This window comes from Variovorax sp. 10L421, from assembly GCF_056395365.1.
On record NZ_JBFTJJ010000010.1, the window covers coordinates 1 to 26,425 of the forward strand.

At 66.1% G+C, this 26,425-nt stretch carries 21 protein-coding genes and 1 pseudogene; 7 read left to right on the forward strand and 15 right to left on the reverse strand.

All coding sequences use genetic code 11. From position 1 onward, the window contains the following. From AC1DFC_RS14845 to AC1DFC_RS14860, 4 genes and pseudogenes are all read left to right on the forward strand, one after another. The coding region (locus AC1DFC_RS14845; RefSeq protein ID WP_478179491.1) for a tripartite tricarboxylate transporter TctB family protein at window positions 1–330 on the forward strand (330 nt) is incomplete at its 5' end. Window positions 331–346: 16 nt separating this feature from the next. Continuing rightward, entirely contained in the window at window positions 347–1,876 is a 1,530-nt protein-coding gene (locus AC1DFC_RS14850) for a tripartite tricarboxylate transporter permease (RefSeq protein ID WP_478179492.1), read from the forward strand. A gap of 296 nt (window positions 1,877–2,172) precedes the next feature. Further along, window positions 2,173–2,352, forward strand: a pseudogene (locus tag AC1DFC_RS14855) (LysR substrate-binding domain-containing protein); the annotation flags it as partial. Between the two features lie 270 nt (window positions 2,353–2,622). Further along, entirely contained in the window at window positions 2,623–7,116 is a 4,494-nt protein-coding gene (locus AC1DFC_RS14860; protein ID WP_413336132.1) for an RHS repeat-associated core domain-containing protein, read from the forward strand. A 666-nt stretch (window positions 7,117–7,782) separates the two neighbouring features. Here AC1DFC_RS14860 and AC1DFC_RS14865 read toward each other — a convergent pair. Beyond that, window positions 7,783–8,403, reverse strand: a complete 621-nt coding sequence (locus tag AC1DFC_RS14865) for a DUF4337 domain-containing protein (RefSeq protein ID WP_007837458.1) — start codon at window positions 8,401–8,403, stop codon at window positions 7,783–7,785. A gap of 136 nt (window positions 8,404–8,539) precedes the next feature. On the opposite strand from AC1DFC_RS14865, the gene AC1DFC_RS14870 reads away from it, so the two are divergent. Then, entirely contained in the window at window positions 8,540–10,180 is a 1,641-nt protein-coding gene (locus AC1DFC_RS14870; protein ID WP_007837459.1) for a SulP family inorganic anion transporter, read from the forward strand. Between the two features lie 59 nt (window positions 10,181–10,239). Here the strand turns inward: AC1DFC_RS14870 and AC1DFC_RS14875 are convergent, their stop codons facing one another. Together AC1DFC_RS14875 and AC1DFC_RS14880 are read right to left on the reverse strand one after the other, a co-directional pair. Further along, a complete protein-coding gene (locus AC1DFC_RS14875) occupies window positions 10,240–11,535 on the reverse strand; it encodes an aminotransferase class V-fold PLP-dependent enzyme (protein WP_007837460.1) in 1,296 nt (431 codons plus the stop codon). A gap of 3 nt (window positions 11,536–11,538) precedes the next feature. After that, on the reverse strand, window positions 11,539–12,435 hold the full coding sequence (locus AC1DFC_RS14880) for a transporter substrate-binding domain-containing protein (RefSeq protein WP_007837461.1): 897 nt from the start codon (window positions 12,433–12,435) through the stop codon (window positions 11,539–11,541). Window positions 12,436–12,578: 143 nt separating this feature from the next. Between AC1DFC_RS14880 and AC1DFC_RS14885 the strand changes: the two genes are divergently transcribed. Further along, entirely contained in the window at window positions 12,579–13,502 is a 924-nt protein-coding gene (locus tag AC1DFC_RS14885) for a LysR family transcriptional regulator (RefSeq protein WP_007837462.1), read from the forward strand. 23 nt (window positions 13,503–13,525) lie between these two features. On the opposite strand, the gene AC1DFC_RS14890 is transcribed toward AC1DFC_RS14885, so the two are convergent. From AC1DFC_RS14890 to AC1DFC_RS14930, 9 genes are all read right to left on the reverse strand, one after another. Beyond that, complete coding sequence (locus AC1DFC_RS14890; RefSeq protein ID WP_007837463.1) at window positions 13,526–13,711, reverse strand: hypothetical protein; 186 nt, start codon at window positions 13,709–13,711, stop codon at window positions 13,526–13,528. 125 nt (window positions 13,712–13,836) lie between these two features. Continuing rightward, window positions 13,837–15,309, reverse strand: coding sequence for an N-acyl-D-amino-acid deacylase family protein (locus AC1DFC_RS14895; RefSeq protein ID WP_478179493.1), 1,473 nt, complete (start codon window positions 15,307–15,309; stop codon window positions 13,837–13,839). Next, entirely contained in the window at window positions 15,306–16,217 is a 912-nt protein-coding gene (locus AC1DFC_RS14900; RefSeq protein ID WP_007837465.1) for a MurR/RpiR family transcriptional regulator, read from the reverse strand. The genes AC1DFC_RS14895 and AC1DFC_RS14900 overlap by 4 nt, the downstream gene beginning before the upstream one ends. Window positions 16,218–16,227: 10 nt before the next feature. Next, window positions 16,228–17,529, reverse strand: a complete 1,302-nt coding sequence (locus AC1DFC_RS14905) for an amino acid deaminase (protein ID WP_478179494.1) — start codon at window positions 17,527–17,529, stop codon at window positions 16,228–16,230. Next, entirely contained in the window at window positions 17,526–18,509 is a 984-nt protein-coding gene (locus tag AC1DFC_RS14910; protein ID WP_007837467.1) for an ABC transporter ATP-binding protein, read from the reverse strand. The genes AC1DFC_RS14905 and AC1DFC_RS14910 overlap by 4 nt, the downstream gene beginning before the upstream one ends. A 157-nt stretch (window positions 18,510–18,666) precedes the next feature. After that, window positions 18,667–19,704: an ABC transporter ATP-binding protein gene (locus AC1DFC_RS14915; protein ID WP_478179495.1), complete on the reverse strand. Its 1,038-nt coding sequence runs from the start codon at window positions 19,702–19,704 to the stop codon at window positions 18,667–18,669. Continuing rightward, window positions 19,704–20,543: an ABC transporter permease gene (locus tag AC1DFC_RS14920; protein WP_007837472.1), complete on the reverse strand. Its 840-nt coding sequence runs from the start codon at window positions 20,541–20,543 to the stop codon at window positions 19,704–19,706. Before AC1DFC_RS14920 ends, AC1DFC_RS14915 begins: the two co-directional genes overlap by 1 nt. 3 nt (window positions 20,544–20,546) lie before the next feature. Continuing rightward, window positions 20,547–21,488, reverse strand: a complete 942-nt coding sequence (locus tag AC1DFC_RS14925) for an ABC transporter permease (protein WP_056586187.1) — start codon at window positions 21,486–21,488, stop codon at window positions 20,547–20,549. 31 nt (window positions 21,489–21,519) lie between these two features. Continuing rightward, the gene (locus tag AC1DFC_RS14930; RefSeq protein WP_007837474.1) at window positions 21,520–23,097 is read right to left on the reverse strand and encodes an ABC transporter substrate-binding protein; all 1,578 of its coding nucleotides are present in this window, start codon (window positions 23,095–23,097) and stop codon (window positions 21,520–21,522) included. A gap of 191 nt (window positions 23,098–23,288) precedes the next feature. Here AC1DFC_RS14930 and AC1DFC_RS14935 point away from each other — a divergent pair, with 191 nt between their 5' ends. Beyond that, window positions 23,289–23,678, forward strand: a complete 390-nt coding sequence (locus AC1DFC_RS14935) for a RidA family protein (protein ID WP_007837475.1) — start codon at window positions 23,289–23,291, stop codon at window positions 23,676–23,678. A gap of 17 nt (window positions 23,679–23,695) precedes the next feature. Here AC1DFC_RS14935 and AC1DFC_RS14940 read toward each other — a convergent pair whose 3' ends face one another. From AC1DFC_RS14940 to AC1DFC_RS14950, 3 genes are all read right to left on the reverse strand, one after another. Further along, complete coding sequence (locus AC1DFC_RS14940; protein WP_413313781.1) at window positions 23,696–24,310, reverse strand: ATP-dependent Clp protease proteolytic subunit; 615 nt, start codon at window positions 24,308–24,310, stop codon at window positions 23,696–23,698. 96 nt (window positions 24,311–24,406) lie between these two features. Beyond that, entirely contained in the window at window positions 24,407–25,168 is a 762-nt protein-coding gene (gene lolD, locus AC1DFC_RS14945; RefSeq protein ID WP_007837479.1) for a lipoprotein-releasing ABC transporter ATP-binding protein LolD, read from the reverse strand. Then, window positions 25,161–26,417 (reverse strand): lipoprotein-releasing ABC transporter permease subunit, encoded by a 1,257-nt coding sequence (locus tag AC1DFC_RS14950; protein WP_007837493.1) that lies wholly within the window; start codon window positions 26,415–26,417, stop codon window positions 25,161–25,163. The genes lolD and AC1DFC_RS14950 overlap by 8 nt, the downstream gene beginning before the upstream one ends. Window positions 26,418–26,425 lie beyond the last annotated feature (8 nt).

Below are 26,425 nucleotides of genomic sequence, written 5' to 3' on the forward strand. Positions count from 1 at the left end.
AGCCGCGCCGGGCCTGGCCTGTTCCCCGCCATGATCAGCGGCATGCTGCTGGTGATCGGCGTGGCGACCGTGGTCCGGTCGTTCCTCGTGGAGGGCGTGCCGCTGGAGTTCAACTTCAGGAACATCGGGCTGATCCTGGCCAGCCTCTGCGGCTTCGCGGTGATCTCGATGTACCTGAACATGATCGCGGGCATCATCTTCATGGTCTTCTGCTCCGGCTTTGCCGCCTCGTCCTACTCGTGGGTACGCAACGCCAAGGTCTCCGCCGGCCTGATCGTCATGGCGCTGGCGCTGCAGAAACTGCTCGGCCTGAACCTGCCGCTCTACTGAGAAGAAGAAAAAGACCATGGAAGTCCTCAACAACCTGGCGTTCGGCTTCTCGCACGCCCTGACCATGCAGAACCTCCTGTTCTGCGCCATCGGCTGTACCGTGGGCACGCTGGTCGGGCTGCTGCCCGGCCTCGGCCCGCTGGCCACCATCAGCCTGCTGCTGCCGCTGACCTACTCCATTCCGACGACCGGCGCGCTCATCATGCTGGCCGGCATCTACTACGGCGCGCAGTACGGCGACAGCGTCAGCGCCATCACGATGAAGATCCCGCATGCGAGCAGCATCGTGGCCTGCATCGACGGCTATGCAATGACGCTCAAGGGCCAGACCGGGCTGGCGCTGTTCACGGCCGGCTTCTCGAGCTTCATCGGCGGCACGGTGGCGATCCTCGTGCTGTCGTTCCTGGCGCCCGTGCTCGGCGAGGTGGCATTCCTCTTCGGCCCCGCGGACTACGTGGCCATGATGCTGGTGGGCTTCGTGTGCGTGAGCTTCGTGACCACCGGCAGCCTGCTCAAYGGGCTGGCCATGTGCATGATCGGCGTGCTGCTCGGCACCATCGGCACCGACGTGAACAGCGGCGCGCAGCGCTTCACGCTCGACCTGCCCTTCCTCGTGGACGGYGTGGGCATCGTGAGCATCGCGCTGGGCTGCTTCGGCATCGCCGAGATCACCAAGAACCTCGACTCGCGCGAGGAGCGCTCGCCCTTCAACGGCAAGATCAACCTGATCCCGACCTGGGCGGAGTTCAAGCGGATCATTCCGAGCGCCCTGCGCGGCAGCGTGGTCGGCTCCTTCCTGGGCATCCTTCCCGGCGGCGGCCCGACCATYGCCCAGTTTGCGGCATACGCGATCGACAAGAAGGTCAGCAAGTACAAGCACGAGATCGGCACCGGCTGCATCGAGGGCGTGGCCGGCCAGGCCGCGGCCGACGAAGCGGCGGCGCGCACGAGCTTCATTCCGCTGATGAGCATCGGCATTCCGGAAAACGCCGTCATGGCGCTGATGCTGGCAGCCTTCATCATCAAGGGCATCCAGCCCGGCCCGAACATGATCGGCAGCCATCCCGAGCTGTTCTGGGGCCTGGTGGCCAGCATGTGGATCGGCAACGTGTTCCTGCTGGTGCTGAACGTGCCGCTGGTGCGCTACTGGCTGTCGGTGTTCAAGATCCCGTACGCCGTGCTGTTCCCGTCGATCCTGTTCTTCTGCTGCATCGGCACCTACAGCGTCAACAACAACCTGGAAGACGTCTTCATCACGGCGGCCTTCGGCTTCATGGGCTACATGTTCATGCGGCTGGAGCTGGATGCCGCACCGCTCATGCTCGGCTTCATCCTCGGCCCGATGCTGGAGGAGAACTTCCGCCGGGCGATGCTGCTGAGCCGCGGGAGCTTCGGCACCTTCGTCTCGCGGCCGATCAGCGGCACGCTGCTGGGCCTGATCGGGGCCGGCGAATGCATCTGCCGGTATTTGCGTGGCTATACTGCGCCCCGTCACGTCAAAAAGCGTGGTCGGGATTGGCCTCCCGTTGAAATCACTGCGACGTAGAAGCCGCAGTTTTTCCCCGCAGGGTCTGCGGCTTTGTCGTTCGTGCCTCCAGTTTTTGGCGGCTCGACGGGCGGGCGCGAGCCCGGCCGGTTTCACGCAAGTGGTTTCCCGGTAGGCCAACCCGTCGAGCTGCCGCCTCGGGTGCGTCGGTTTCAGCAAAACGAAACCCTTGGGAGGCCATCATGGCTGGAATCACTCGCGCATCCGCGCACGCCCCTTCATTTCCCGAATCTCCTGCAGCCACCAGCGTTGAATCGCTTGCGCTGCAGGCATGCGATGACATCGACAGCCTGCTGGGAGTGGAGCAGCTCGATGCGGGCCTGCGCGTGCTCGGCGCGGGCGACGGCATGCCGCGGCTGCCCGACCTGGCGTACTACCTCTACGTGCGTAGCCACATGGTGAATCCGGTCACGCGGCAGGTGTTCGAGACGCTGAAGAAGCACCTTCGGCTGCCGCGCACCGACATGCCGGCGTAGGGGCTGCGCGAATCGACTGGCTCGGGTTTATGCGCTGCAGGCGGCCATTTCCCTGAAAGCGTTGTGAGCGCCCCATTTCCTGTTCGGGAGGGCGTGAACAAGCCCTTGGAGGGCTCAGCCAAACGGCCTACTCAAAATGGGGGATGCCCGTCTGTAGGGCAGTGCGCGCAAACTCCCGCTCCTGTCGGCATCGAACCGAGACGTGGCGAAATCAAATCGCTAGAAGCAGAGCACCAAACAAGACCAATTGGCCAGCACTGGGAGGAAGAAATGAAAACTCCGACGCGCGCGTTCGCGGCTCGTCTAGCAAAGGCCTGCCGTGCCACGGCTGAATTCGTTGGCCGCCTTCTAGCCGCAATACTGCTGACGCATACCTTTCTGCTGGCAAGTGCCCAAGCCAATTTCCCCGCACAGGCGCTGTACACGGCGTACAGCATCAGGTATCCAACTCATGTGGCTTGGGGGCCCGGAGCCATGCCCGATGCCAATGCATGCATCGTCATGTACGCCGACTGGAACGCGGAGATTCAGTCAGATCCGGGGGCGTTCTATATCGTCGGGGTGGAGTACATCGGCTTCAGTGGCACCTACCCCTACATCTGCGCTCATAACGCGATCCGCCCTGATGGCAGCAAGGTTGAAGGGAGCGTGTGGCTTCAACAGACAACGAATGTCTGCCCCGCCTACAGCACTAACAACACACCCAACGGCGCATGGTGCAACTGCAACGCGGGATTCATCGAGCAGGCAAACAGCTGCGTCAAGCCTGACCTTGAGCCGAACTATTGCCCGGCCGATGGCCTATACAAGGGTCAACCCATCGTGCCCGCCACGGGCGAGAAGTTCAGTTTTCAGACGGACTGGACTGACACAGGACCCGCACCCCTCTCGTTTTCTCGGACCTACCGCAGCGGATGGACGTCTGATCCAGGCCGGCCGCAGGCGGGCCTGGGCTTTGTCTGGTCCCACAACCACTATGCCCGCCTCGACGCAACGCCGATCAGCAACCCCACCGACGTCTCGATCCTCAACTCCGATGGCACCGTTCGCAAATTCACGAAGGCCGTCAGTACGGGCCTCTGGACCGCCATCAACAGCAGCGACACTTTGAGTCAAACCGCTGGCGGCGCCTGGGCCTACGGTCACATTGAAGACGACACGATCTTCAACTTCAGCCCTGACGGCAAGGTCCTGTCCCGCCTGCAGCGCAATGGCTGGACGACAACCTACACATACAACACCGCGGGCCTGGTGGCGAGCATCACCAACCCCTTCGGGCGCAGCCTGGCGTTCACTTACAACGGCGCGGGGCAACTCGCCAGCGTGACTCTGCCCGATGCCAGAGCACTGCTCTACGCCTACGATTCCCAGAACCGCCTGGCCCAGGTGACCTATCCCGACGGGAAAAGCCGCAGCTATGTCTATGAGAACGCCGCCTTCCCGCAGGCACTGACAGGCGTCATCGATGAGTCAGGCACGCGATGGGCCACTTTTGCTTATGACAGCCTTGGCCGTGCGATCAGCACCGAACTGGCCGGCGCTGCCCAACGCTACCAAGTCAACTATGGCTCGACAGGATCGGCGACCGTCGTGGATCCGCTGAACAAGTGGCGAAGCTACACCTACGGATTCAACGCCGGCAAGCTCGCCGTCATCGGCAGCGGCTCAGGGCCATCGGAAACAAGAGAGCCCGATGCCGCAAGCCGTGTGCAGGATTCCAATGGCTTGATCACTTCTGAGACCGACTTCAAGGGCGCCGTCACCAACACGACCTGGGACACAGCCCGACGTTTTCCCATTGCGGTCACACGCGCTGTCGGGACGCCGGAAGCCCAGACCGTCACGACCCAGTGGCATGCCAGCTTCAGCCTGCCGACCCTGGTCACAGAATCAGGGCGCACCACTGCTTCGAGCTATGACGCCCAGGGAAATCTGCTGACGCGAACCGTCATCGATACGACGGTGTCGCCCAACGTCACCAAGATCTGGCAATGGACTTACAACGCCCAGGGTTTGGTTGCCACCCAGACCGCTCCGAATGGCGCGGTCATCAGCTACACATATGACCCCGCTGGGAATGTTCTGACGGCGACCAATGCGTTGGGACACGTCACCCAGTACGGCTACGACACGAGCAATCGTGTCGTAAGCCAGACGGAACCGAACGGTCTCGTCACGACCTTCACCTGGGATGCCCGTGATCGCCTGCTTACCCGTACTCTGGGTGGTCAGCAGACCACCGCGTTCACTTACAAAGCCACGGGCGTGCTCGAAACAGCGTCGCTTCCCGGTGGGCTTGCTTTCAGCTACACCTACGACGACGCACATCGCCTTGTGGCTTGGGCCCACAACCGGGGTGAGTCTGGCACTTACACACTCGACGGCATGGGCAATCGCACGGCCGAACAAGTCAAAGACAGTGCCAACAATGTGACGTGGAGCCTGGCACGCACCATCAACAACATCAACCGGGTATCGGGGAAAACCGAAGGCAGCAATCAGTCAAGTTACTTCAACTACGACGCCAATGGTGAGCTCTCGGATGAGTACAACGGTCTGAATCAGAGGGTCGCCGGATACGGCCTCGACAAATTGCGCCGCGTCACATCGGTGCTCAATGCCGCGTATTCCACGGCTACGCTGAAGTACAACGCCCTTAATGCCGTCACTGAAGCCAAAGATTTCAAGGGCGTCGTCACCAACTACACCCGGGACGCCCAGGGCAACGCCACCACCGAGGCCAGCGCCGACACGGGCGGTGCAAGCACCCAGTACGACAACCTCGGCCTGCCCAGCCGGATCACCGACGCCCTCGGCCAGGCCACCACCATCGCGCGCGACCTGCTCGGGCGGCCCACGAGCCTGGTCTTCGTCGACGGCAAGACCACCACCCTGCGCTACGACCTCACGGCCAACAGCAAGGGGTATCTGTCGGAGATCGTCGACCGCAGCGGCACCACCGAGTACACCCGCGATGCCTTCGGCCGCGTGATCCTCAAGAAGCAGACCCTGGCCAATGGAAGCATTCAGCAGGTCAGCTACGGCTACAACCCCAACGGCACCCTCGCGAGCATCGGCTATCCCGATGGAGGCACGCTCACCTATGCCTACGACAGCACCGGGCGCCTGACGGGCCTGAGCCTGAACGGCAACCCCCTCGTCAGCGGCATCACCTGGAACCCGCTGGGACAGCCCACCGCATGGACCTGGGCCTTCACCACCGGCAGTCCGCAGTTGGCGGCCAGCCGTGCCTACGACACCGCCGGGAGGCTGACCACTAGCGAGTTCAGCAGCTACGGTTATGACGCCGCAGGCCGCATCACCAGCGTCACACAGAACCTCTACCAGCCCGGCGACACTGACCCGACCCACAGCACCACCTCCAATGCCAACGTCACCTGGAGCGCGGGATATGACACCATGGGCCGCCTCACCAGCTTCAATGCAACAGGCAACACCGCAGGCTTCGGCTACGACGCCAACGGCAACCGATCGAGCAGTACCCGAGTCCTCAACGGCCAGACTACCAATCGCACCTATACGGTTGGCTCCACCAGCAACCGCCTCACCGGCTTTAGCCAGACCATCAACGGGTCGAGCAGCACCAGCGTCACCTACGGCTACAACGCCAACAGCGACATGCTCACGGATGGTCTGCGCAGCTACACCTACAACGCCGAGGGCCGTCTGGCGGCTGCCACCACCGGTGCCACCGATGTCAGCCCCACCACGCGCTATGCGCACAACGCGCTCGGCCAGCGGGTGTTCAAGACCGAGCCTCTGTACCCGCCGAGCCAGGGCGATGAGGCCGACCCAGGCTTCATGGCCAGCCTGATCGCATTCTTCACGAAGCTGTGGAGCCCGAGCACAAGCCAGGCAGAGCAACTGGGCTATGCCTACCTCTATGACGAGCAAGGCACGCTGATCGCCGAGGTGGGTAGCGGAGGTTCCTACAGTGCCGGGCAGAGCCAGTACATCTACCTGCCCACGGCCAATGGCCCGATGCCGATTGCGGCCGTCATCGATGGCACCACCTATGCCATCCACAGCGATCATCTGAACACACCGCGCAAACTGACCAACGCAGACGGCCAAGCCGCTTGGCAGTGGAGCTACAGCGCCTTCGGGGAAGACAAGCCCACCACCGCAAGGAACCGCTTCGGCAATACGGAGATCACACCCAATCCGGGCACGACCGGCGTCGCCGAGGTGAAGTTCAACCTGCGGTATCCGGGGCAGTATGCGGATGAGGAGTCGGGGCTGAGCTACAACTACTTCAGGAGCTATGACAGCAGAATGGGAAGGTACAGTCAACCGGATCCGATCGGACTCGATGGCGGATGGAACCGGTTTGGGTACGTGGATGGAAACCCAATGAGTTTTGAAGACCCCTTGGGGCTGCAACGGAGCGGATACGGCACCCCATACGGGCGACCGATGAGTCTGCCAAGCGCACGCGAAATCGCTCGAAGCGACGGCGCATTGCCCTCTGCGCCACCATCTATGGCCGAAAACGAAGGCATCGGGACACCTCGTTCCATCATGAACCAGTTCACCAACGAGCCAAATCCTTCGCCGCGACTGCCTGGTGACTATGTGGGAATCAATTTTCCGTGGAGCATGCCGAACTTGGCTTCAGTTTGCACGCGCTGGGAGCCCGTCCCTATATCGGTGACAGATGGGAAGATATGTCGTCGTAGTGATGAGGGTCCGCAACTCGTTCCTCTGAGATGCGTATCCTGGAAAACAGTTGAGGTGCGTTGATGAAACCAGGAAAAGCTCGACTCCTGATTCTTGCCGCGGCGATAGTGGTCGCCGGCCTGCTTCCTTGGCTCTTCGGTTATCTTCAACGAGATATACCGGGCCAACAACAAGTATGCACTCAAAAATGCGCAGCTTTTCAGAAAGACGGAGTCCTCGTCTATAGGGGCCCAGATACGCCCAAGGATGCCTACAAGAGCGTGGAAAGCGAGTGTGAGTGCCGCTGAATCAAGCTGTGCGTTCCTTTTGCTTCTCTGGCTGGATAGAGTGGGTTTCTTCGTTGTGCTCACTCTCGCCTGGCGAGCCCGGCGGATAGTGATACCAGTCTCTGTGCGGTGAGTACACATCGCAGAACAAGCATTGCGTGTGCTCCCAGTGGTGTCCGCAGCCTGGGCACACGCCGCGAGTCCAAAAAGTGTTCCAAGACGTGCCGCATCCTGGTTCGCAGTCCCAGCGATCCTCTGCCTGAGGCAAGTAGCCGCAAGCTGGGCAATGGATGCGAGGTTCTGAAGCCATATAAGACGTCACCGCTGCCAGCATTCTGCTTCAGACCCCACCTCGAGATCAATGCGCCCTTCGCGCAAGGCCAGCGCATCACTATCGGACTCGGGCACAAAGCGCAGACGCACAAGCGGAATGTCACGCCGCACCGCGGCGAGCAGCGGTGCCCTATATGTGAAACGCCGCCAGCCCACCCACCACAAGCCCCGCCGCCGCCACCCCGAACATCGCGCGCTCGAGCCATTTCTTCTTCGTCAGCAAGGCAATCGCAGCCAGCGCGATCGACACCTGCAGCACCGTGGTCGCCTGGGCCCAGCGATGGTGCTGGTGCATCTGCTCTTCAGACTGCGCGTCCCATTGGCTGGCCTCGGCCTCCAGCTTCTTCGCTGCCGTCTGGATGTCTGTCTTCTCCTGTTCGTAGCGCGCCACCTTGACCTGCCAGCCCTGCTTTCGGGCGTCGTCCGCCGCGGTGTCGCGTGCGAATTCGGCCAGCGCCTGCTTGGTGCTCTTCGACTGGAAGTAATTCCACTGGTTCGACGCCTCGGTCTTCTTGATCGCGGCGTTGTTCTTGTAGAGGCCGGCGTTGGCCTGCGTGGCACCCCCCATGTACGAGAAGATCGCGCCGAAGGTGGCGATCACGGCGGTGCACACCGCGATCTTGCTCGTCATGTTCATGCCGCCTGAATGAGCCGCGGCGCCGTCTTCGGGGCCGTGGCCATGGCCGCCGGTTGCGGCGTGTTCGAGTTCGTGATCGTGCGGGCCGTGCACGTGAAAGCCGTGTCCTGACATGGGGTCCTTGCTGTGAAGTGTTGGAATGTGGAGCGCGCGCGAGTATGCCCGGTCGCGCGGCACCCCAGGCGCCCCGCCGTCAGGTTCCGGTCCGCCACCCGTTGCCAGCATGGGGGCGGCCACAGCACACTTGCCCATGACCGAGGAAACGCCCCCAACCCCGATGCCCACGCCCACCCCTCGCCGCCCCGGCCTGGCCGACATCGTGGCGGGCGTCTCCATCGCAGGCCTGCTGCTGCCCGAGGCCGTGGCCTATTCGGGCATCGCGGGGCTGCCGCCGCAGGCCGGCGTGATCGCGCTGTTCGCGGGCCTTCTCGTCTACGGCCTCTTCGGCAGCAGCCGCTTCGCGATCGTCTCGGCCACCTCGTCTTCCGCCGCGGTGCTGTTCGCGGCCACCATGTCGGTGACGGGTGTCGATGCGGCCACGCGGCTCGCGATGGGCGCGGGCATCGTGCTGCTGGCCGGGGTGTTCTTCGTCATCGCCGGCATTGCCAGGCTCGGTGCGGTGTCCAGCCTGATCGCCAAGCCGGTGCTGCGTGGCTTCGCGCTGGGGCTTGCGCTGACCATCGTGGTCAAGCAGCTGCCCAAGGTGCTGGCGGTGCAGCCGGCGCACAGCGATTTCTTCCGGCTCGCCGCAGGGCTCGCGGTCCAATGGCGGCACTGGAGCCTTGCGGGGGCGGCCATGGCGCTGGTAGCGCTCGTGCTGCTGCGCGGCCTCGCGCGATGGCGCGCGGTGCCGGCGGCGCTGCTCGTGATCGTAGCCGGCATCGCGCTCGACGTGAGCGGGCTGTGCCATGCTTGGGGCGTGGCGTCGGTGGGGCCGATCTCGCTCGACTTCTCGCACCCGGGCGTTTCTCAGCTCGACCGCTCGCAATGGCAGAGCCTCGGCGGGCTGGCCTTTGCGATGGCGCTGATCCTCTATGCCGAGTCGTACGGCTCGATCCGCACCTTCGCGATGCGCCACGGCGACAACGTGTCGGCCAACCGCGACCTGCTGGCGCTCGGTGGCGCGAACCTGCTGTCGGCGCTGTTCCAGGGCATGCCGGTGGGCGCGGGCTACTCGGCCACGTCGGCCAACGAATCGGCCGGTGCGCAGAGCCGCGCGGCCGGCATCGTGGCGGGGCTGGTGGTGCTGGTGGCTGTGCTGACGCTGCTGCCGTGGATCGCGCACACACCGGAGCCGCTGCTGGCGGCCATCGTGATCCACGCGGTGAGTCACACGCTGAACCCGGCAGCACTGCGGCCGTACTTCCAGTGGCGGCGCGACCGGCTCGTGGCATTGGTGGCGGTGGCCGCGGTGCTGCTGCTGGGTGTGCTCGACGGCTTGCTGGTTGCCATTGGCGTGAGCCTGCTGCTGCTGCTGCGCGGCTTCTCGCGCACCACCGTCAGCTGGCTCGGGCGGCTGGGCGGGAGCCATGACTTTGTCGACACGGCACGCCACCCCGAGGCCGTGGTGCCGCCGGGCGTGCTCATCGCGCGACCCGAGGTGCCGCTGTTCTTCGGCAATGCGGATGCGGTATTTGCGTCGATCCGCGCGCGCATCGACGCGACGCCGGGCCTGCAACGCATGGTGCTGAGCCTGGAGGAGTCGCCGGACCTCGACGCGACCAGCATCGAGGCGCTGTGCGACTTTGCGGCCTATGTGCGCGTGCGTGGCGCGCGCCTGTCGCTGGCGCGCGTGAAGGACGGCGTGCGCGACCTGCTGGCCAAGGTGGATTCGCCCGACCTGAAGGCGCAGGTGTATGCGCCGTGGAGCGTGGACGACGCGGTGCAGTAGCCTTGGCGGGGCGGTACCCCAAAAGCATGCCGACTACTGAACATGGCGCTTCATGACAGTCAGATGTCCGCGGCGATCTCCCGCGTGATGCGCAGGAATTTCTCCACATCCGCGATGGAGTTGCAGTGCAGCGGCGACACCCGCACCGTGCCCGCGAGCCCGAAGGATTCGAGCATGCGCTTCGAGTAGATGCTGGTCGCCACGCGCTCGTAGACTGTCACGCCGCGCAAGCCGTACTCGACCACGGCTTGCGTGCAGTCGATGCGGTCGAAGCCGATGCCCAGGATCAGGTCGCGCTTGCTCAGGTCCTGGTAGTCGAGGAACACATTGACGCCCTCGAGCTTGCGCATGCCGGTGGTGTTTTCGTTGCCGTCCAGAAGCACTGCCAGCAGCGCGCGCTCGTGCAGTTCGATGTGCGTGATGCCTGCCGAGAACAACGCGCGCCGGTCTGTGGCGTCGACGAAGTGCCCGCCGAGCCAGCACACGTAGTCGACGATTTCCGTGAGCACCGCGAACTGCCACGGCGCGGCGCTGCCCAGGTCCCAGTAGCCAGGCTTCTTGCCTGCGAGCTTGTGGTGCGGCAGCACGGCCGCGCGCTCGGACATCCATGACAGCCCCGAGCCCCGGCAGCCGAAGAACTTGTAGGGCGCGAGGTTGATGCCGTCCACCGGCGTCTTCTGCAGGTCGATGAGGCCGTGCGGCGCATGCTGCACGGCGTCCACCAGGATGTACAGGTCGGGCTTGATCTCGCGCGCGCGGCGCACGATCTCGGCCATGTCGAGCTTGGCGCCCGAGATGTTCGACGCGTAGATCACGTTGAGCAGGCAGGTGTTCTCATCGACCAGCCGCACGATCTCGTCCACGTCGACGCCGCCGGTCACCGGGTTGCTCTTCGCCACGCGCAGCTCGCGGCCGAGGCGCTCGGCATACAGGCTCATCGCGTCGAAGGCCGAGGGGTGCTCGAGCACGGTGGTGACCATGTTCGTACCCGGCACGTTCTCGGCCACCGCGCGCACCATGTCGAACATGGCGCCCGATGCGGTGAGCGAGGCGTACACACTGCCGCCGGTGGCGTTGAGGATGGTGCGCAGGTCGGCGCTTCCCTTGGCCTGGATGTCCTGCAGCTCGACGGCCGTGGCGTGGATGCGCTCGGCGTTGTCGGGAATGGCGTCGACCTGCGCGAAGCGCTCGGCCGCGGCCTTGAGGCGGAAGGAGCCGCCCGCGTTGTCGAAGTACAGGCGTTCGCGGCCGTGGTGGTCGTGGTCGACCTGCAGGAAGCGGCTCTTCACCTCGCGCATGAGCGCGTCGGAAAAGGCCAGTCCGTGGGGGTGGTTCGAAGACAGCTTGGAATCCATCGCTCAGACGCCCTTGTTGTTGGGGTTCTTGTAGATCTCGCGCACCGCGTCCGACATCGGGAAGTTCAGGTTCGCGTTCTTCGGTGGAATCGGCGAGAGGAACCACTTGGTGTAGAGCTGCTCGATGGCGCCCGACTTCATCAGGCCGGTGACGGTCTCGTCGACCAGCGCCTTGAACTGCGGATCGTCCTTGCGCAGCATGATCCCGTAGGGCTCCTGGCGCAGCGACTCCTTCAGCAGCTTGTAGTCGCCGGGGTTGGTCGCGCTGGCGACCATGCCGGCGAGCTGCACGTCGTCGAGCACGTAGGCATCGGCGCGGCCGGTGGACAGCAGCAGGAAGCCGTCTGAGGTGTCCTTGCCGGCGATCTCGTTGACTTCGATGGCGCCGCTCTTGCGCGCGCCGCGCAGCAGTTGGATCGAGGTGCTGCCCGAGACGGTGGCCACGTTCTTGCCGTTGAGGTCGGCCAGCGCGTTGATGCCCGAGGACTTCTTCACGGCGGCGGTGATGTTGGTCACGAAGTGGCTGGGCGCGAAGTCGACCTGCTGCTGGCGCTGCGTGGTGTTGGTGGTGGTCGCGCAGTCGAGGTCGACGGTGCCGTTCTGCAGCAGCGGGATGCGGTTGGTCGAATTCAGCATGGTGTAGCGCACCTCGATCTTCGCGAGGCCCAACTTTGCCTTCACCGCGTCGACGATCTTCAGGCAGATGTCGTTGGTGAAGCCGATGGGTGCGCTGTCGGCGCTGAGCTTGTACGAGAACGGGATCTGGCTGTCGCGCGCGCCGATCTGGATCGTGCCGCTCTCCTTGATCTTCTGCAGGGTGCCGCCGTCCTGTGCGCTGGCGGCGCCGCAGGCGAAAGCGAGGATGAGGCCGAGTGCGAGAGGCAGTTTCCTGAGGTCCATGGTGGTTCCTTGAAGAAGAGTCGATGACGTTGGCTCGGGCGAATCTTCGGCTTCGCGATGAATTTCTAAAAGCGATTTTTTGTGATCGAATCGCATGAATAAAAGCGTTCTATCAATCACATATCGATGGAGCCGCGATCGTGATGACCTTCAAGCAACTCGAAGCCCTGTACTGGATCGCCCGCCTCGGCGGCTTTGCGCAGGCGGCCAACCAGCTCAACACCTCGCAGTCGGCCATTTCCAAGCGGGTGCACGAGCTGGAGCAGCTGTTCGACACCGAGCTGTTCGACCGCAGCCAGCGCACCGCGCGGCTCACCGAGAAGGGCGAGGAGATGTACGTGCTCGCACAGAAGCTGCTGGCGCAGCGCGACGCGGCCATCGAGCAGTTCGGCAAGCCCGGCGTGGTGGAGCGGCGCATCCGCATCGGGGTGACCGAGCTGACCGCGATGACGTGGCTGCCGCGGCTGGTCGGCCTGATCCAGCAGCACTACCCCAAGGTGATCCTCGAGCCCGACGTGGACGACAGCCTGCAGCTGCGCGACAAGCTGCTGGCCGACGAACTCGACCTCGTCATCGTGCCCGACACCTTCGCCGACTCGCGGCTGCAGCACAAGGCCATCGGCCAGGTGACGAGCGCATGGATGTGCAAGCCCGGCGTGGTGCCGGCCGGCGGCACCGTGCGGCTGCACGAGCTCGCGCGGCATCGCATGCTGGTGCAGGGCAACAACTCGGGCACCGGCCGCGCCTATGACGCCTGGATGAAGGAGCAGGGCGTGCAGCCCGCCAACGTGATCGTGGTGAGCAACCTGGTGGCGCTGACCGGGCTCACTGTGTCGGGACTGGGCGTGAGCTACCTGCCGCGCCAATGCCTGCAGCCGCTGGTGGCGGCCGGCATGCTGACGGTGATCGATGTGGCGCCGGCGCTGCCCGTGGTGCGCTACGTGGCGATGCACAAGGGCGAGCACCGCAGCGCGCTCACCTCGTCCATCGTGATGCTGGCGCAGGCGTGCTGCGATTTCACTCGCATGTTCCAGGCACAGGCGGAAGAGGAGCCGGCGCGGGACTGAGCTTGCCGATCTTGTGCGGCGCCTCAGCAGTCGTGGTCGACGGGGGAGAGGTCCGGATGCAGTTGCTGAAGTGCCAACGACAACCGGACCACCCGCTCTCGCGCGCCCGGCTCGCCCCGGGCCAGGGCGCCCAACGCGGCTTCGTAGTCGTCCGTGAGCTGCTGCCACAGCTCGAAATCAGCACCAAGGCCTTCAGCGTCCTTGTCCATCTTTGCTCCTGTCGGAATTCGACGGCCAATAAGATGTACAAGTTTGACTGATTTTTGCCGAGAGTGTTAGAACTTTAGAGGTCTTGAGGTTATTCCCGGCCAGATATGGCGCCCCGCCCCGCTCTTCAGGCCCCCCGCGCCAGCATCCGGCCCGCCCGCGCAAGCACCCGGGCTTCGGCCTCGCCGCCCCGATAGGCCAGCACGCCGTTCACGAACACCCGTTCCACGCCCAGGCTCACACCGTGCGGCTGCTCATAGGTGGCGGTGTCGGCGATGGTCTCGGGGTCGAATACCACCACGTCGGCCATGGCGCCCGGGCGCAGCAGGCCGCGCTCGGCAATGCGCAGGTTGCGCGCCGTCATGCCGGTCATCTTGTGCACTGCCTGTTCAAGTGTGAAAAGGCAGCGTTGGCGCCAATAGCGTGCAAAAACGCGCGGAAAGGCGCCCCAGAGGCGAGGATGCGGATGGCGGTCGTGCGGCAGGCCGTCGCTGCCGATCATGGTGAGCGGGTGCGCGATGACGCGCTCCACGTCTTCCTCCTGCATCTGGAAATAGCAGGCGCCGCCCGGTTTCAGGCGCAGGCAGGCCTCCTGCTCGGTGGTGCCCCATTCGCGCGCGATGTCGGAAATGAGCCGGCCCATCATCTCGGGATGCGGGTCGGACCAGGTGAGCAGCACGTCGATCACGCCGTCGACCAGGTCCTCGCGCAGCACGGTCGAGCCGGCCACATAGGGGTAGACGTCCATCGCGATCTTCTGGCGCTGCGCCAGCGACTCGATCAGCGGCAGGGTTTCCCTGGTACGGCCCCAGTTGGCCGGCCCGGCGCACTTGTGGTGCGAGATGACGAGCGGCACGCCGGCGCTGAAGGCCGAGTCGCCGGCCTCGTGCAGCGCCTCGATGATCTGCTGCATCTCGCTGCGCAGGTGCGTGGCGTAGACGCCGCCGTGGCGGGCCACGACGCGCGCCAACGCCGTCACCTCCTCGGCGGGCGCGGCAAAGGCTTCTTCGTAGAACAGGCCCGACGACATGCCGTGCGCTCCGTCGGCCATGCAACTGTCGAGCAGCGCTTCCATGCGCGCCAGTTCGTCGGCGCTGGCGGGACGGTCCAGCGCCTGCATGGTCGCGAAACGCAGCGTGGTGTGGCCGACCAGTGCGGCCACGTTGAGCGCGGGCTGCGTCGCATCGACGGCCGCGCGGTATTCCGCCATGGTCGCGTGCTTGAACGAATCGGCGCCCAGCAGCGTAAGAGGCGGTTTCGATTGCGGCGTGCGGTACGGTGCGAGCGAAATGCCGCAGTTGCCCGTCACCACCGTGGTGATGCCCTGCGACACCTTGGGCAGGCACAGCGGGTCGCGCAGCACGATGGCGTCGTCGTGCGTGTGCGCGTCGATGAAGCCGGGCGCGATGACCTTGGCGCGGCAGTCGACGATCTCGACGTCGGCCAGCGCGAGGCCGTCGGGCAGCCGCCCGCGCAGGCCTTCGCCGAGCGCGACGATGCGGTCGGCCTGCAGCAGCACGTCGCCGGGCCACGAGGGGCCGCCCGAGCCGTCGACCACGAGGCCGGCCTCGAGCAGGATGGCTTTGGAGTCCTGGCTCACGATGCTCGCCCTCCGCCGCTGATGCCGCCGCCATCCCAGCTCTGCAGCGGATGCGTGGTGGCGTCGATGCCATGGCGCTGGAAGGCCTCGCGCGCGCGCTGCAGGCGCTGCACTGCGGGCTCGCCGCGGCGCTGGGCCACGAGCACGGTGAGGATCTCGATGGCCGTGAGGTGCGTCAGGTAGGCGTCGATGCCCACGTGCATCACCGCGTCGTCCGGCACCGAGAGTCCGAGCAGAAAGTCGGCCTTGGCCGCCAGCGCCGTGCCGGGCCGGGTGATCGCGACCACCTTGGCACCCTGCCCGCGCGCGATGTCCACCGCGTCGAGCAGCGAGGGCATGCCGCCCACGTGCGAGATGGCGATGACCACGCCGCCCGGGCGCTGCGCCGCGCCGGCCACCTGCTGCAGGTGATAGTCGGCCCAGGCATTGGCCGACAGGCCGAGGCGGAATAGCCGGGCCTGCAGGTCGTTGGCCATGAACCATGAGGTGGCGCCCGCGCCATACAGGTCGACGTGCGGCGCGGCCGCGATGGCGGCCACTGCACCGTCGAGCACCTGCATGTCGAGCTGGCCGCGCACGCCCGAGACCGAGGCCGCCGCGCTGCGCGCGATCTTGCCCACCACTTCGTCGGCCGCATCCTCGATGTTGACGCGGCGGTGCAGCGGCGAGCCGCCCAGCGCCAGTTCCTGCGCGAGCGCGAGCTTGAACTCGCGCAGCCCGGCAAAACCGAGGTCGCGGCAGGTGCGCATGATGGTCGGCACCGAGCTGCGCGAGCGTTCGGCCAGCTGCTCGAAGCTTTCCTCGAGCACGCGGTCGGGGTCTTCGAGGATCAGGTCGAGAATCGCGCGCCGCGTCGCCGGGGCGTCGCTGCGGATCTCGCCGATTTTCTGAAGCAGGGAAGGAGTCATCGGTGCGTGTTCAGAAGTGCATGGCGACGGCGTCGCTCACACGGTAGTCCTGTTCGACGACAGGCATCCAGTGCCATTTGTCGAAGGTCGTGCAGGGGTGCGAAATGCCGAGGCCGACGCGGTCGCCGACCTTGGGCGCCTCGGCTTCCTCGCCCGCGTCCCAGCGCAGGTAGGCATGCTGGTCGTTGAGTGCGGTGATCTTCCAGCCGGCGGGCACGACGTGCGGCTGCAGCACGCCGCGCGCGGCACGCGCGATGGGCATGGGTAGCGACAGGTCGAAGGAGATGTCGCGCTTGCCCGCGGCAAGGATCGCGAGGCCGGGCTCGGGGCGCGACTGCACCGTGGCCCAGACCTCCATCGCCGGCACCAGGCTTTCGCCGCAGCCGCAGCCCAGGCGCTCGTCCACCGCGCTGACCATGCGCTTGTAGAAGCCGTGGTCGTGCGTGACGTAGCAGCCCGAGCGCAGCAGGCCGCGCACCGGCGCGCCGAGCGCGGGCTTGAGACGCCCGGCCACGAGGTCGAAGATGGCCGAGCCGCCTGCGGACACCAGCACCTCGTCGGTCTCGAAAAGTTTTTCGGTGTCGCAATGACGGGCGACGGCTTCCACGCGGTCCATCAACGTTTTGGCGTAGGCCGTGTCGGGCTCGCTGGCACCGGTCGCGCCCTGCCCTTCGTAGGTCTCGATGCCGACGAGCTTCGCGGCGCTGCTGGCGCGCAGCCGCGTGGCCAGCGTGACGGCTTCTTCATGCGTGCGGCAGCCGGTGCGTGCACCGTCGACGCCGATCTCGATCATCACCTCGAAAGGCTCGCTCGCGGGATGGCGCGATGACCAGTCCTCGATCAGCGCGAGCTGCGCCAGCGAATCGACCAGGAACACGATGCGCAGGTCGGCATGGTTGGCCAGCAGCAGCTGGATGCCCGCGAGGTCTTCGTCGCTCACCACCTGGTTGGCGATGAGCGTGCGGCGCGCGCCGGCCGCCACGCCCACGGCAAGCTGCGTGACGGTCGCGAAGGTCAGACCCCAGGCGCCGGCGTCGAGCTGGCGCTGGAACAGCTGCGGCGACATGGTGGTCTTGCCGTGCGGTGCGAGGTCGATGCCCCATTCGCGCACGCGCGACTGCATCCACGCGAGGTTGTGCTCGAGCGCCTCGCGCTTGAGCACGGCCAGCGGCAGCGGCAGGTCGCCGGCCAGCACGTTCCAGCCGGCGGCGCCGATCTCGCTGCGGCGGCGCGGCGGCTGCGTGCGCGGGTAGCCCTTGAAACTGCTGCTCAGCAGCGGGTCGTTGAAATCGGTGGTGGCGGTATCGGTCATGGTCGTGCGGCAATGTTGGAGAGCAATTCCTTGCGGATGCAGGCGCTGTAGTGTCCGGCGGAAATCTCGTCGAGCGGCGGCACCGTTTGCGCGCAGGCCTCGATGGCGTGCGGACAGCGCGTGCGGAACACGCAGCCCGAGGGCGGCGAGATGGGGCTGGGAATGTCGCCCTTCAGCGCGATGCGCCCGGTCGCGACCTCCGGGTCGGGCTTCGGGCTCGCGGCCAGCAGCGCCTGGGTGTAGGGGTGCGAGGGTCGGGCGAACAGCTCGTCGGTGGTGGCGACTTCCATCACCTTGCCGAGGTACAGCACCACCACGCGGTCGCACAGGTACTCGACCACGTCGAGGTCGTGCGAGATGAAGAGCATCGTCAGGCCCAGCCGCTCGCGCAGGTCGGCCAGCAGGTTGATGACCTGCGACTGGATCGACACGTCGAGCGCCGACAGCGGCTCGTCGGCCACGATGAATTCGGGCTCCACCGCGAGAGCGCGCGCCACGCCGATGCGCTGGCGCTGCCCACCCGAGAACTCGTGCGGAAAGCGGCTCGCATGCTCGGCGCGCAGGCCCACGGTTTCGAGCAGTTCGGCAATGCGCTTGTCGCGTGCGGCCGCACCCTTGTGCAGGCCGTGCGTGGACAGCGCCTCGCCGAGGATGGCGCTGATGCGCATCTTGGGGTTCAGGCTGGCATACGGGTCCTGGAAGATGATCTGCAGCTTGCTGCGCAGCTTGCGCATGCGTTCGCCCGTCAGCGTGCCGATGTCGTCGCCGCGGTACAGCACCTGGCCGCTCGTGCGTTCGAGCAGGCGCAGCACGGTGCGGCCGATGGTGCTCTTGCCCGAGCCCGATTCGCCGACGAGGCCCAGCGTCTCGCCGGGCCGGATCGCGAACGACACGTCGTCGACCGCGCGCACGGGGCGATCGCTGCTGCCGAAGTACTTCTTGAGTCCGCGGACTTCGATGAGGGGGACGGCGGTGGTCATCGTGGGTGTTTTGTATTGGCTCCCTCCCCTTCCGGGGGAGGGTTGGGGTGGGGGCACGACGGCACTGGATGAAGCACTGCGCCGAACAAACGCCGCTTGCCCCCATCCCAGCCTTCCCCCGGAAGGGGAAGGAGCAACACGCCAGGCAGTGCGCTTCTCATGCGACCCTCTTCAGGGGTTGCGCTGGCTGCACGCGGATGCAGCGGGCCTGGCGGCCGTGGTGTGTTTCGATCAGCGGCGGCATTGCGCTGCGGCATTCGGGCAGCGCGAGGTCGCAGCGCGGCTCGAAGGCGCAGCCGGGCGGCGGCGCGAGTGAGCTCGACACCTGCCCGCGAATCGCGAACAGCCGCTTCGGCTTGGGCTGCCCCGGCAGCCGCGCCTTGCCCGGCAGGCAGGCCAGCAGGCCCTGCGTGTACGGATGCTCGGGCTGCGCGAACAGCGGCCGCACGGGCGCGCTCTCGACCACGCGGCCCGCATACAGCACCACCACGTCGTCGGCATGGTGCGCGACCACGCCGAGGTTGTGCGTGATGAACAGGATGCTCATGCCCGTTTCGGCCTGCAGCCGGCGCATGAGTTCGAGGATCTGCGCCTGGATGGTCACGTCGAGCGCGGTGGTGGGCTCGTCGGCGATCAGCAGCGTCGGGTCGCAGGCCATGGCCAGCGCGATCATCACGCGCTGGCGCATGCCGCCCGAAAGCTGGTGCGGGTACTCGTGGATGCGCTGCGCTGCGGCCGGGATCTCGACCAATTCGAGCATGCGCAGCGCATGCGCCAAAGCAGCCTTGCGATCGAGGCCCTTGTGCAGGCGCACGCTCTCGGCGATCTGTTCGCCGATGGTGAACACCGGGTTCAGGCTGGTCATCGGCTCCTGGAAGATCATCGACAGCTGGTTGCCGCGCAGCGACCGCATCTCGCGTTCGCCGATCTGCAGCAGGTCGAGCGTCTTGCCTTCGCGCGTCACGAACGCGGCGCTGCCGCTGACCTGCGCGTTCGCGGTCTTGGGCAGAAGGCGCATCAGCGTGAGGCTGGTCACCGACTTGCCCGAGCCCGATTCGCCGACCAGCGCGGTGGTCTTGCCGGGCTGGATGGAGAAGCTCACGTCGGCCACCGAACGCACGAGGCCGTCTTCGGTGGGGAAGCTGGTGCTCAGGTTGCTGACCGTGAGACGTGGTGTTTGATTGGCGTTCGTCATCACGATGTCTTCTTGAGCTTCGGGTCGAGCAGGTCGCGCACACCGTCGCCCAGCAGTTGCAGCGACAGCGCCGTGAAGATGATCGCAAGCCCCGGGAACAGCACCACCCAGAAGGCTTGGTGCGCGTACTGCTGGCTGCCCGCGACCATCGTGCCCCAGGTCGGAATCTCGGGCGGCACGCCGACGCCGAGGAACGACAGACCCGCTTCGGCCAGGATGGCGTAGGCGAAGATGAACGACACCTGCACCAGGATCGGCGACATCAGGTTCGGCAAGATGTGCCGCCACAGGATGCGCGAGGTGCGCACACCCAGCGCACGCACCGCTTCGACAAACAGCAGTTCGCGCACCACCAGCGTCGAGGCCCGCACCACCCGCGCCACACGCGGCGTGTAGACCAGCACCAGCGCAAGCACCGTGTTGATGAGCGACGGCCCGAGGATCGCCACCAGCGCAATGGCCAGCAGGATGTCGGGGAAGGACATCATCGCGTCGACCACGCGCATCAGCGGCGCGTCGAGCCGGCGGAAGAAGCCGGCCATCAGGCCCAGCACCGTGCCGGCGATAACGGCACCCAGCGCCGTGAGCGCAGCGATGGCCAGCGAGTAGCGCGCGCCGTGCACGATGCGCGAATACAGGTCGCGGCCCAGTTCGTCGGTGCCGAGCAGGTGCTCGGCGCTCGGCGCCTTCAGGCGCTGCAGCACCGCCGTGTCGTTGGGATCGATGGAGGCGAACAGCGGAGCGCCGATCGCCAGGATGGCGATCACCAGCAGCACCAGAGCGGAAACCATCACGATGCGGCGATGCATCAGCTGGCGGAGCATTCGAGGCATGCGCATCGCTCAGACCTTCACGCGCGGATCGACCACTGCGTACAGCAGGTCGATCGAGAAATTGATGAGCACATAGATCGCGGCGATCACGAGCAATGCACCTTGAATGACGGGGTAGTCGCGCCGCAGCACGGCGCTGACCACCAGGTTGCCCACGCCGGGCAGGCCGAACACGGTCTCGGTGATGACGGCGCCGCCGATCATCAGCGCGACCGTGAGGCCGATCACCGTGACGATGGGCACCAGCGCATTGCGCAGCGCATGCTTGAGCACCACCGTGCTTTCGCTCAGGCCCTTGGAGCGCGCCGTGCGCACATAGTCTTCGCCGAGCACGTCGAGCATCGAGGCGCGCGTGAAGCGGATGATGAGCGCCGAGTTCAAGAGGCCCAGCACCGTGGCCGGCAGCACCAGCGCGTGCAGCCGCTCGGCCAGCGCCGCATCGGGCGCGCCGTAGCCCGACACCGGGAACCAGCCGAACGACACCGCGAAGATCTGGATCAGCACGATGCCCAGCCAGAAACTCGGAATGCTCGCGCCCAGCATCGCGATGCCGGTGAACAGCTGGTCGACCACGCGCCCGCGGAACACGGCCGAGACGATGCCGCACGGCACGCCGATCAGCGCGGCGATGGCCACGGCCATCAGCGCGAGCAGCGTGGTGGGTTCGGAGCGCTCCCACAGCGCCTGCGTCACGGGACGCTGCAGGAAGATCGAGGTGCCGAGATTGCCCTGCAGCACCTCGCGCAGCCAGTAGCCGAACTGCACGGGCAGCGGCTTGTCGAGGCCGTACTCCTTCTGCACGCGGGCGATGTCGGCCGCGGTGGCCTGGTCGCCCAGCAGCACCGAGACCGGGTCGCCCGATGCGGCGCGCGTGAGCACGAAGACGAGCACGGCCACGATGGCGAGCACGACGAGCATGCCTGCGGCGCGGGAAGCGATGTAGCGGATCATGGGGCGGTTATTGCTTCAACGGCCTCGTTACTTACTTGATCCGGGCATTCCAGAAGAACGGCCAGGTCGCGGGCTGGTAGTTGTCCAGCGCCGGGCTCTTTGCCGACAGGCCGTTGAACTTGCCAACATTGATGTACGGCACCTCGTCGTAGACCACCTGCTGCACCTTGCCCCACAGTGCGCCGCGCTTGGCAGGGTCGCTCTCGACGTTGAAGGCCTGCAGTGCCGTCTTCTTGGCGGGCGTGTCCCACCAGCCGGGTGCGCCGTCGCCGAGCTGCGGCGGCGAGAGCATCGGCTCGGGGAACTGGCCCGAATGCGTGACGTAGATGTCCCACAGCTTGGGGTCGTTGCGGCGCTGCACCAGCGTGGCCCAGTCGACCACGTTCAGGTCGACCTTGAAGCCGGCACGCTTGAGCTGCTCGGCCATCAGCAGCGCCATGTTGTAGTGGAAGTCGTACTGGCGGCTGGTGAGTACGCGGATCGGCTCGCCCTTGTAGCCGGCCTTGGCCGCGGCCTCCTTCGCCTTGGCGGCGTTGCGCTGGTTGTACTGGTCGGTACCGGCCGCCGAATAGAACGGCGAGCCCTTCGGGAAATGGTTGCCTTCGGCCACGAAGAAGCGCGTGTCGCCGAAGCCGGCCGCGAGCATCTCGCCTTCGCCGAGCGCGGTCTGGATCGCCTGGCGCACCGGCTGGCTGGCGGCCACGCCTTCCTTGGTGTTGAGCACGAGATACGGGAAGCCGAACGACGGCGTCATGATCGGCACCGTCTTGCCGCCCGACTTCTCCAGGCGCGGCAGCGCTTCCACCGGCAGCAGGTCGGCAAAGTCGTACTGGCCGGCCAGCGCGCCTTCGACACGCGTGCTGGCGTTGGGCACGGGCACGAAGCGCAGCTCCTCGATCGCCGCTTCGCGCTTGCCGCCATAGCCGCTCGCCGGTTCCTTGCGCGCGCTGTACTTGTCGAAGCGCGTGAGCAGCACGAACTGGTCGGGGCGGCGTTCCTTGAACTTGTAGGGGCCGGTGCCGACGAAGTCCTTCAGCGGCGAGGCGATGGAATCCTTGGCCATGATCGCGGCCATGCCGCTGGGCAGCGCGAGCTGCGACAGCAGCGGTGCATAAGGCTCCTTCAGCACGACTTCGACCGCCAGCGGGCCCTTGGCCTTGAGGCTGGCGACCTCCTTGCCCACGGCCTTGCCGCGCGGCGACTGGTCCATCCAGCGCTGCAGGCTGGCCACCACGTCGTCGGCGTTGAGTTCGCGCCCGTTGTGCAGCATCACGCCCTTGCGCAGGGTGATGGCGTAGGTCTTGCCGTCGGCCGAGATCTTCGGCATGCCTTCGGCCAGCATCGGAACCACGTTCCACTTGGCGTCGAAGGTGTAGAGCGTCTCGTACACGTGCTGCATGATGGTTCCGACCAGGTCGGCCGTGGAGGCCATCGGGTCGAGCGTCTGCGGCTCGGCCACCATCGCCAGCGTGGCGAAGTTGCGCGGGCCCTGGGCGTGGACCTGCTGATGGGGCAGCGCGGCGCACAGCATCGCGAGCAGGGAAGCTCCCAGCAGGCTGCGCTTCGACAGCTTGGGCAGGCGCTGGACAACAGGACCGACGTGGGGCATGGGGAACTCCTTCATGGGGCGTGCGAGTTTGTGAAAGAAAATTTCTCTTCGGCCTGGACTTTGAAGCAGTATTCATGCCAAATCATCCGTGTTAACCCTCGATCAAGAGTTATTCTGAAAGAGATTTTCAGATTGAGCGCGATACTCGCGGCTCTCCTTCCTTCACTACTCTTCACCTCTCAGGAGTCTCCATGCCCCTCGAATACCTCGGCGCCCCGCCCGTCGCGTCCGACCGCCAGGCCCGCCCCTTCTCCCCGGCCGTGCGCGCCGGCGACTTCATCTACGTGTCGGGCCAGGTGCCGGCGAACAAGGATGGCGAGATCGTGGTGGGCGGCATCGAGGCGCAGACGCGCCAGGTGATGGAAAACCTCAAGACCGTGCTCGCGCTGGCCGGCGCCACGCTCGACGACGTGTGCAAGAGCACTGTCTGGCTGCAGGACGCGCGCGACTTTGGTGCCTTCAACCGCATCTACATGGGCTACTTCGGCGAGAACAAGCCGGCGCGCTCGACCACCGAGGCGCGGCTGATGGTCGACGCCAAGGTCGAGATCGACGTGGTGGCCTACAAGCCGAAGGCCTGAGGACGCGGGAGCGGACTTCAGCCCTTCAACTCGGTCTTGCGCTGGATGATGCGCGAGACCAGGCCGTACTCCACGGCCTCCGCGGCCGACAGCCAGCGGTCGCGCTCGATGTCGGCCAGCACCACGTCGATGGGCTTGCCGGTCTCGCGCGCGATCTCGTGCGCGATGCGCTGGCGGGCCTTGATGATTTCCTGCGCCTGGATCGCGATGTCCGTTGCCTGCCCGCCCGCGCCGCCGCTGGGCTGGTGGATCAGGAAGCGCGTGTTGGGCAGGCACACGCGGCGCTCGCGCGGCACGGCCAGGAACAGGTGCGTGGCCGCGCTGCCGACCCAGCCGGTGCCGATCATGTTCACCGGCGCGCTGATGAAACGCACGATGTCGTGGATGGCATCGCCCGACTCCAGGTGGCCGCCGGGCGAGCTCACGAGGATGTCGATGGGCTTGTCGGCGCTGTCGGCATCGAGCGCAATGAGCCGGCGCGTCACATCGGCGGCCACCGAGTCGGTGACGGTGCCGAAGATCAGCAGCGTGCGCGACTTGAACGCCTTCTCCTCCAGGTAGGAGTTGCGCGGCTCGGCGGTGGCCGCGGGCTTGGTGTCGTCTTCGGATTCCATTGAGAACATGGGCAGCATGAAACGGGCTCCTGTGGTTTTGGACTTCGGCCCGTCCTGACGGACAGGCGCCCCCAGTTTCGCGAGATTGAGCCGGCCGTGCCAGGCCGGCCCGAATCACCCCGCCAGCCGCCCCGCCACCAACTGCAGCACCCGGTCGCAGCGCTTCGCCAGGTCCTGGTCGTGCGTGACCATCACGAACGCCGTGCGATGCCGGTGCGCGAGGTCGAGCATCAGCGCGAACACCGTGTCCGCCGTGCTGCGGTCGAGGTTGCCGGTGGGCTCGTCGGCCAGCACGCAGGCCGGCTGCGTGACCAGCGCACGCGCGATCGCCACGCGCTGGCGCTCTCCGCCCGACAGCTCGGCTGGACGGTGATGCAAACGCTGGCCCAGGCCCACGCTTTCGAGAATCTTCGCCGCCGACTGCGCGGCCGCATGCGGCTCCACGCGGCGGATCTTCAGCGGCATGGCCACGTTGTCGAGCGCGCTGAACTCGGGCAGCAGGTGATGGAACTGGTAGACGAAGCCCAGGTGCTGGTTGCGCAGCCGCCCCTGCTCGGCCGCGTCGGCGTGCGCGATGTCCTTGCCGAGCAGCTCGACCTTGCCCGTCGTGGGCGCATCGAGCCCGCCCATCAGGTGCAGCAGCGTGCTCTTACCGGAGCCCGATGCGCCGACGATGGCCAGTGTTTCGCCGGCGTGCACGTCGAGGTCCACGCCGTGCAGCACGGTCAGGTCCAGCCTGCCCTCGTGGAACCGCTTGGTGAGGCCGCGGGCCTTCAGAACGACACTGTTGGCGCCGGACCGCCCCAAGCCAATAGCGGCCCCCTCGGAGGGCAGCGAGGTCACGACAGTGCCGAGCGTGGGGGTCAGTTCACTCATAGCGCAGCGCCTCGGCCGGGTTCACGCGGCTGGCGCGCCAGCTCGGGTACAGCGTGGCGACGAAGGCCAGCACCAGGGAAATGATCGCGATCGGCACGATGTCGCTTTGCTGCGGATCGCTCGGCATCTTGCTGATCAGGTAGATGTCCTTCGGCAGGAAGCTCGCATGGAACAGCTGCTCCAGGAAGGGCACGATCACGTCGATGTTGTAGGCGATGCCCAGGCCCAGCAGCAGGCCGGCCACGGTGCCGATCACGCCCACCATCGCGCCCTGCACCACGAAGATGCCCATGATGCTGCGCGGCGAGCTGCCCAGCGTGCGCAGGATGGCGATGTCGGCGCGCTTGTCGGTCACGGTCATCACCAGCGTGGACACCAGGTTGAAGGCCGCCACCGCCACGATCAGCGTGAGGATGATGAACATCATGCGTTTTTCGACCTGCACGGCCGCGAACCAGGTCTTGTTCTGGCGCGTCCAGTCGCGGATGAGGAACTCGCCCGGCAGCGTCACGGCCAGCTGGTCGGCCACGTCGCGCGCCTCGTTGAGGTTCTTGAGCTTCAGTCGGATGCCCGTGGGCCCTTCTAGGCGGAACACCTTGGCAGCGTCCTGCTCGTGGACCATGGCGAGCGCCGAGTCGTATTCGTAGTGGCCCGAGTCGAAGGTGCCGACCACGGTGAACTGCTTCAGGCGCGGCACCACGCCCGCCGGCGTGACCTGCCCGCCCGGCGCCACCAGCGTGACCTGGTCGCCCGGCTGCACGAAGAGCGAACGCGCCAGCTCCGCGCCGAGCACGATGCCGAATTCGCCCGGCACCAGCTTGTCGAAGGTGCCCTTGGAGGCGATGCCGTTGATGTCGGTGACTTCGGGCTCGAGCTTGGGATCGATGCCGCGCACGATGGTGCCCTTCATGTCCTCGCCGCGCGCAATGAGCGCCTGCGTGTTGATGAAGGGCGCTGCGCCGACCACCTCGGGGTTCTTGCGGGCAGCGGCCGTGATCGTGTCGAGGCCCTGCAGCGCCTGGCCGTCGCGCGAGAAGATCTCGATGTGCGACACCACGCCGAGCATGCGGTCGCGCACTTCCTTCTGGAAGCCGTTCATCACACTGAGCACAATGATCAGCGCCGCCACGCCCAGCGCGATGCCGAGCATCGAGACACCGGAGATGAAGGAGATGAAGCCGTTGCGCCGCGTCGCCCGGCCTGCGCGCGTGTAGCGCCAGCCGAGCTGCAGTTCATAAGGAAGTCGCATCAAAATCC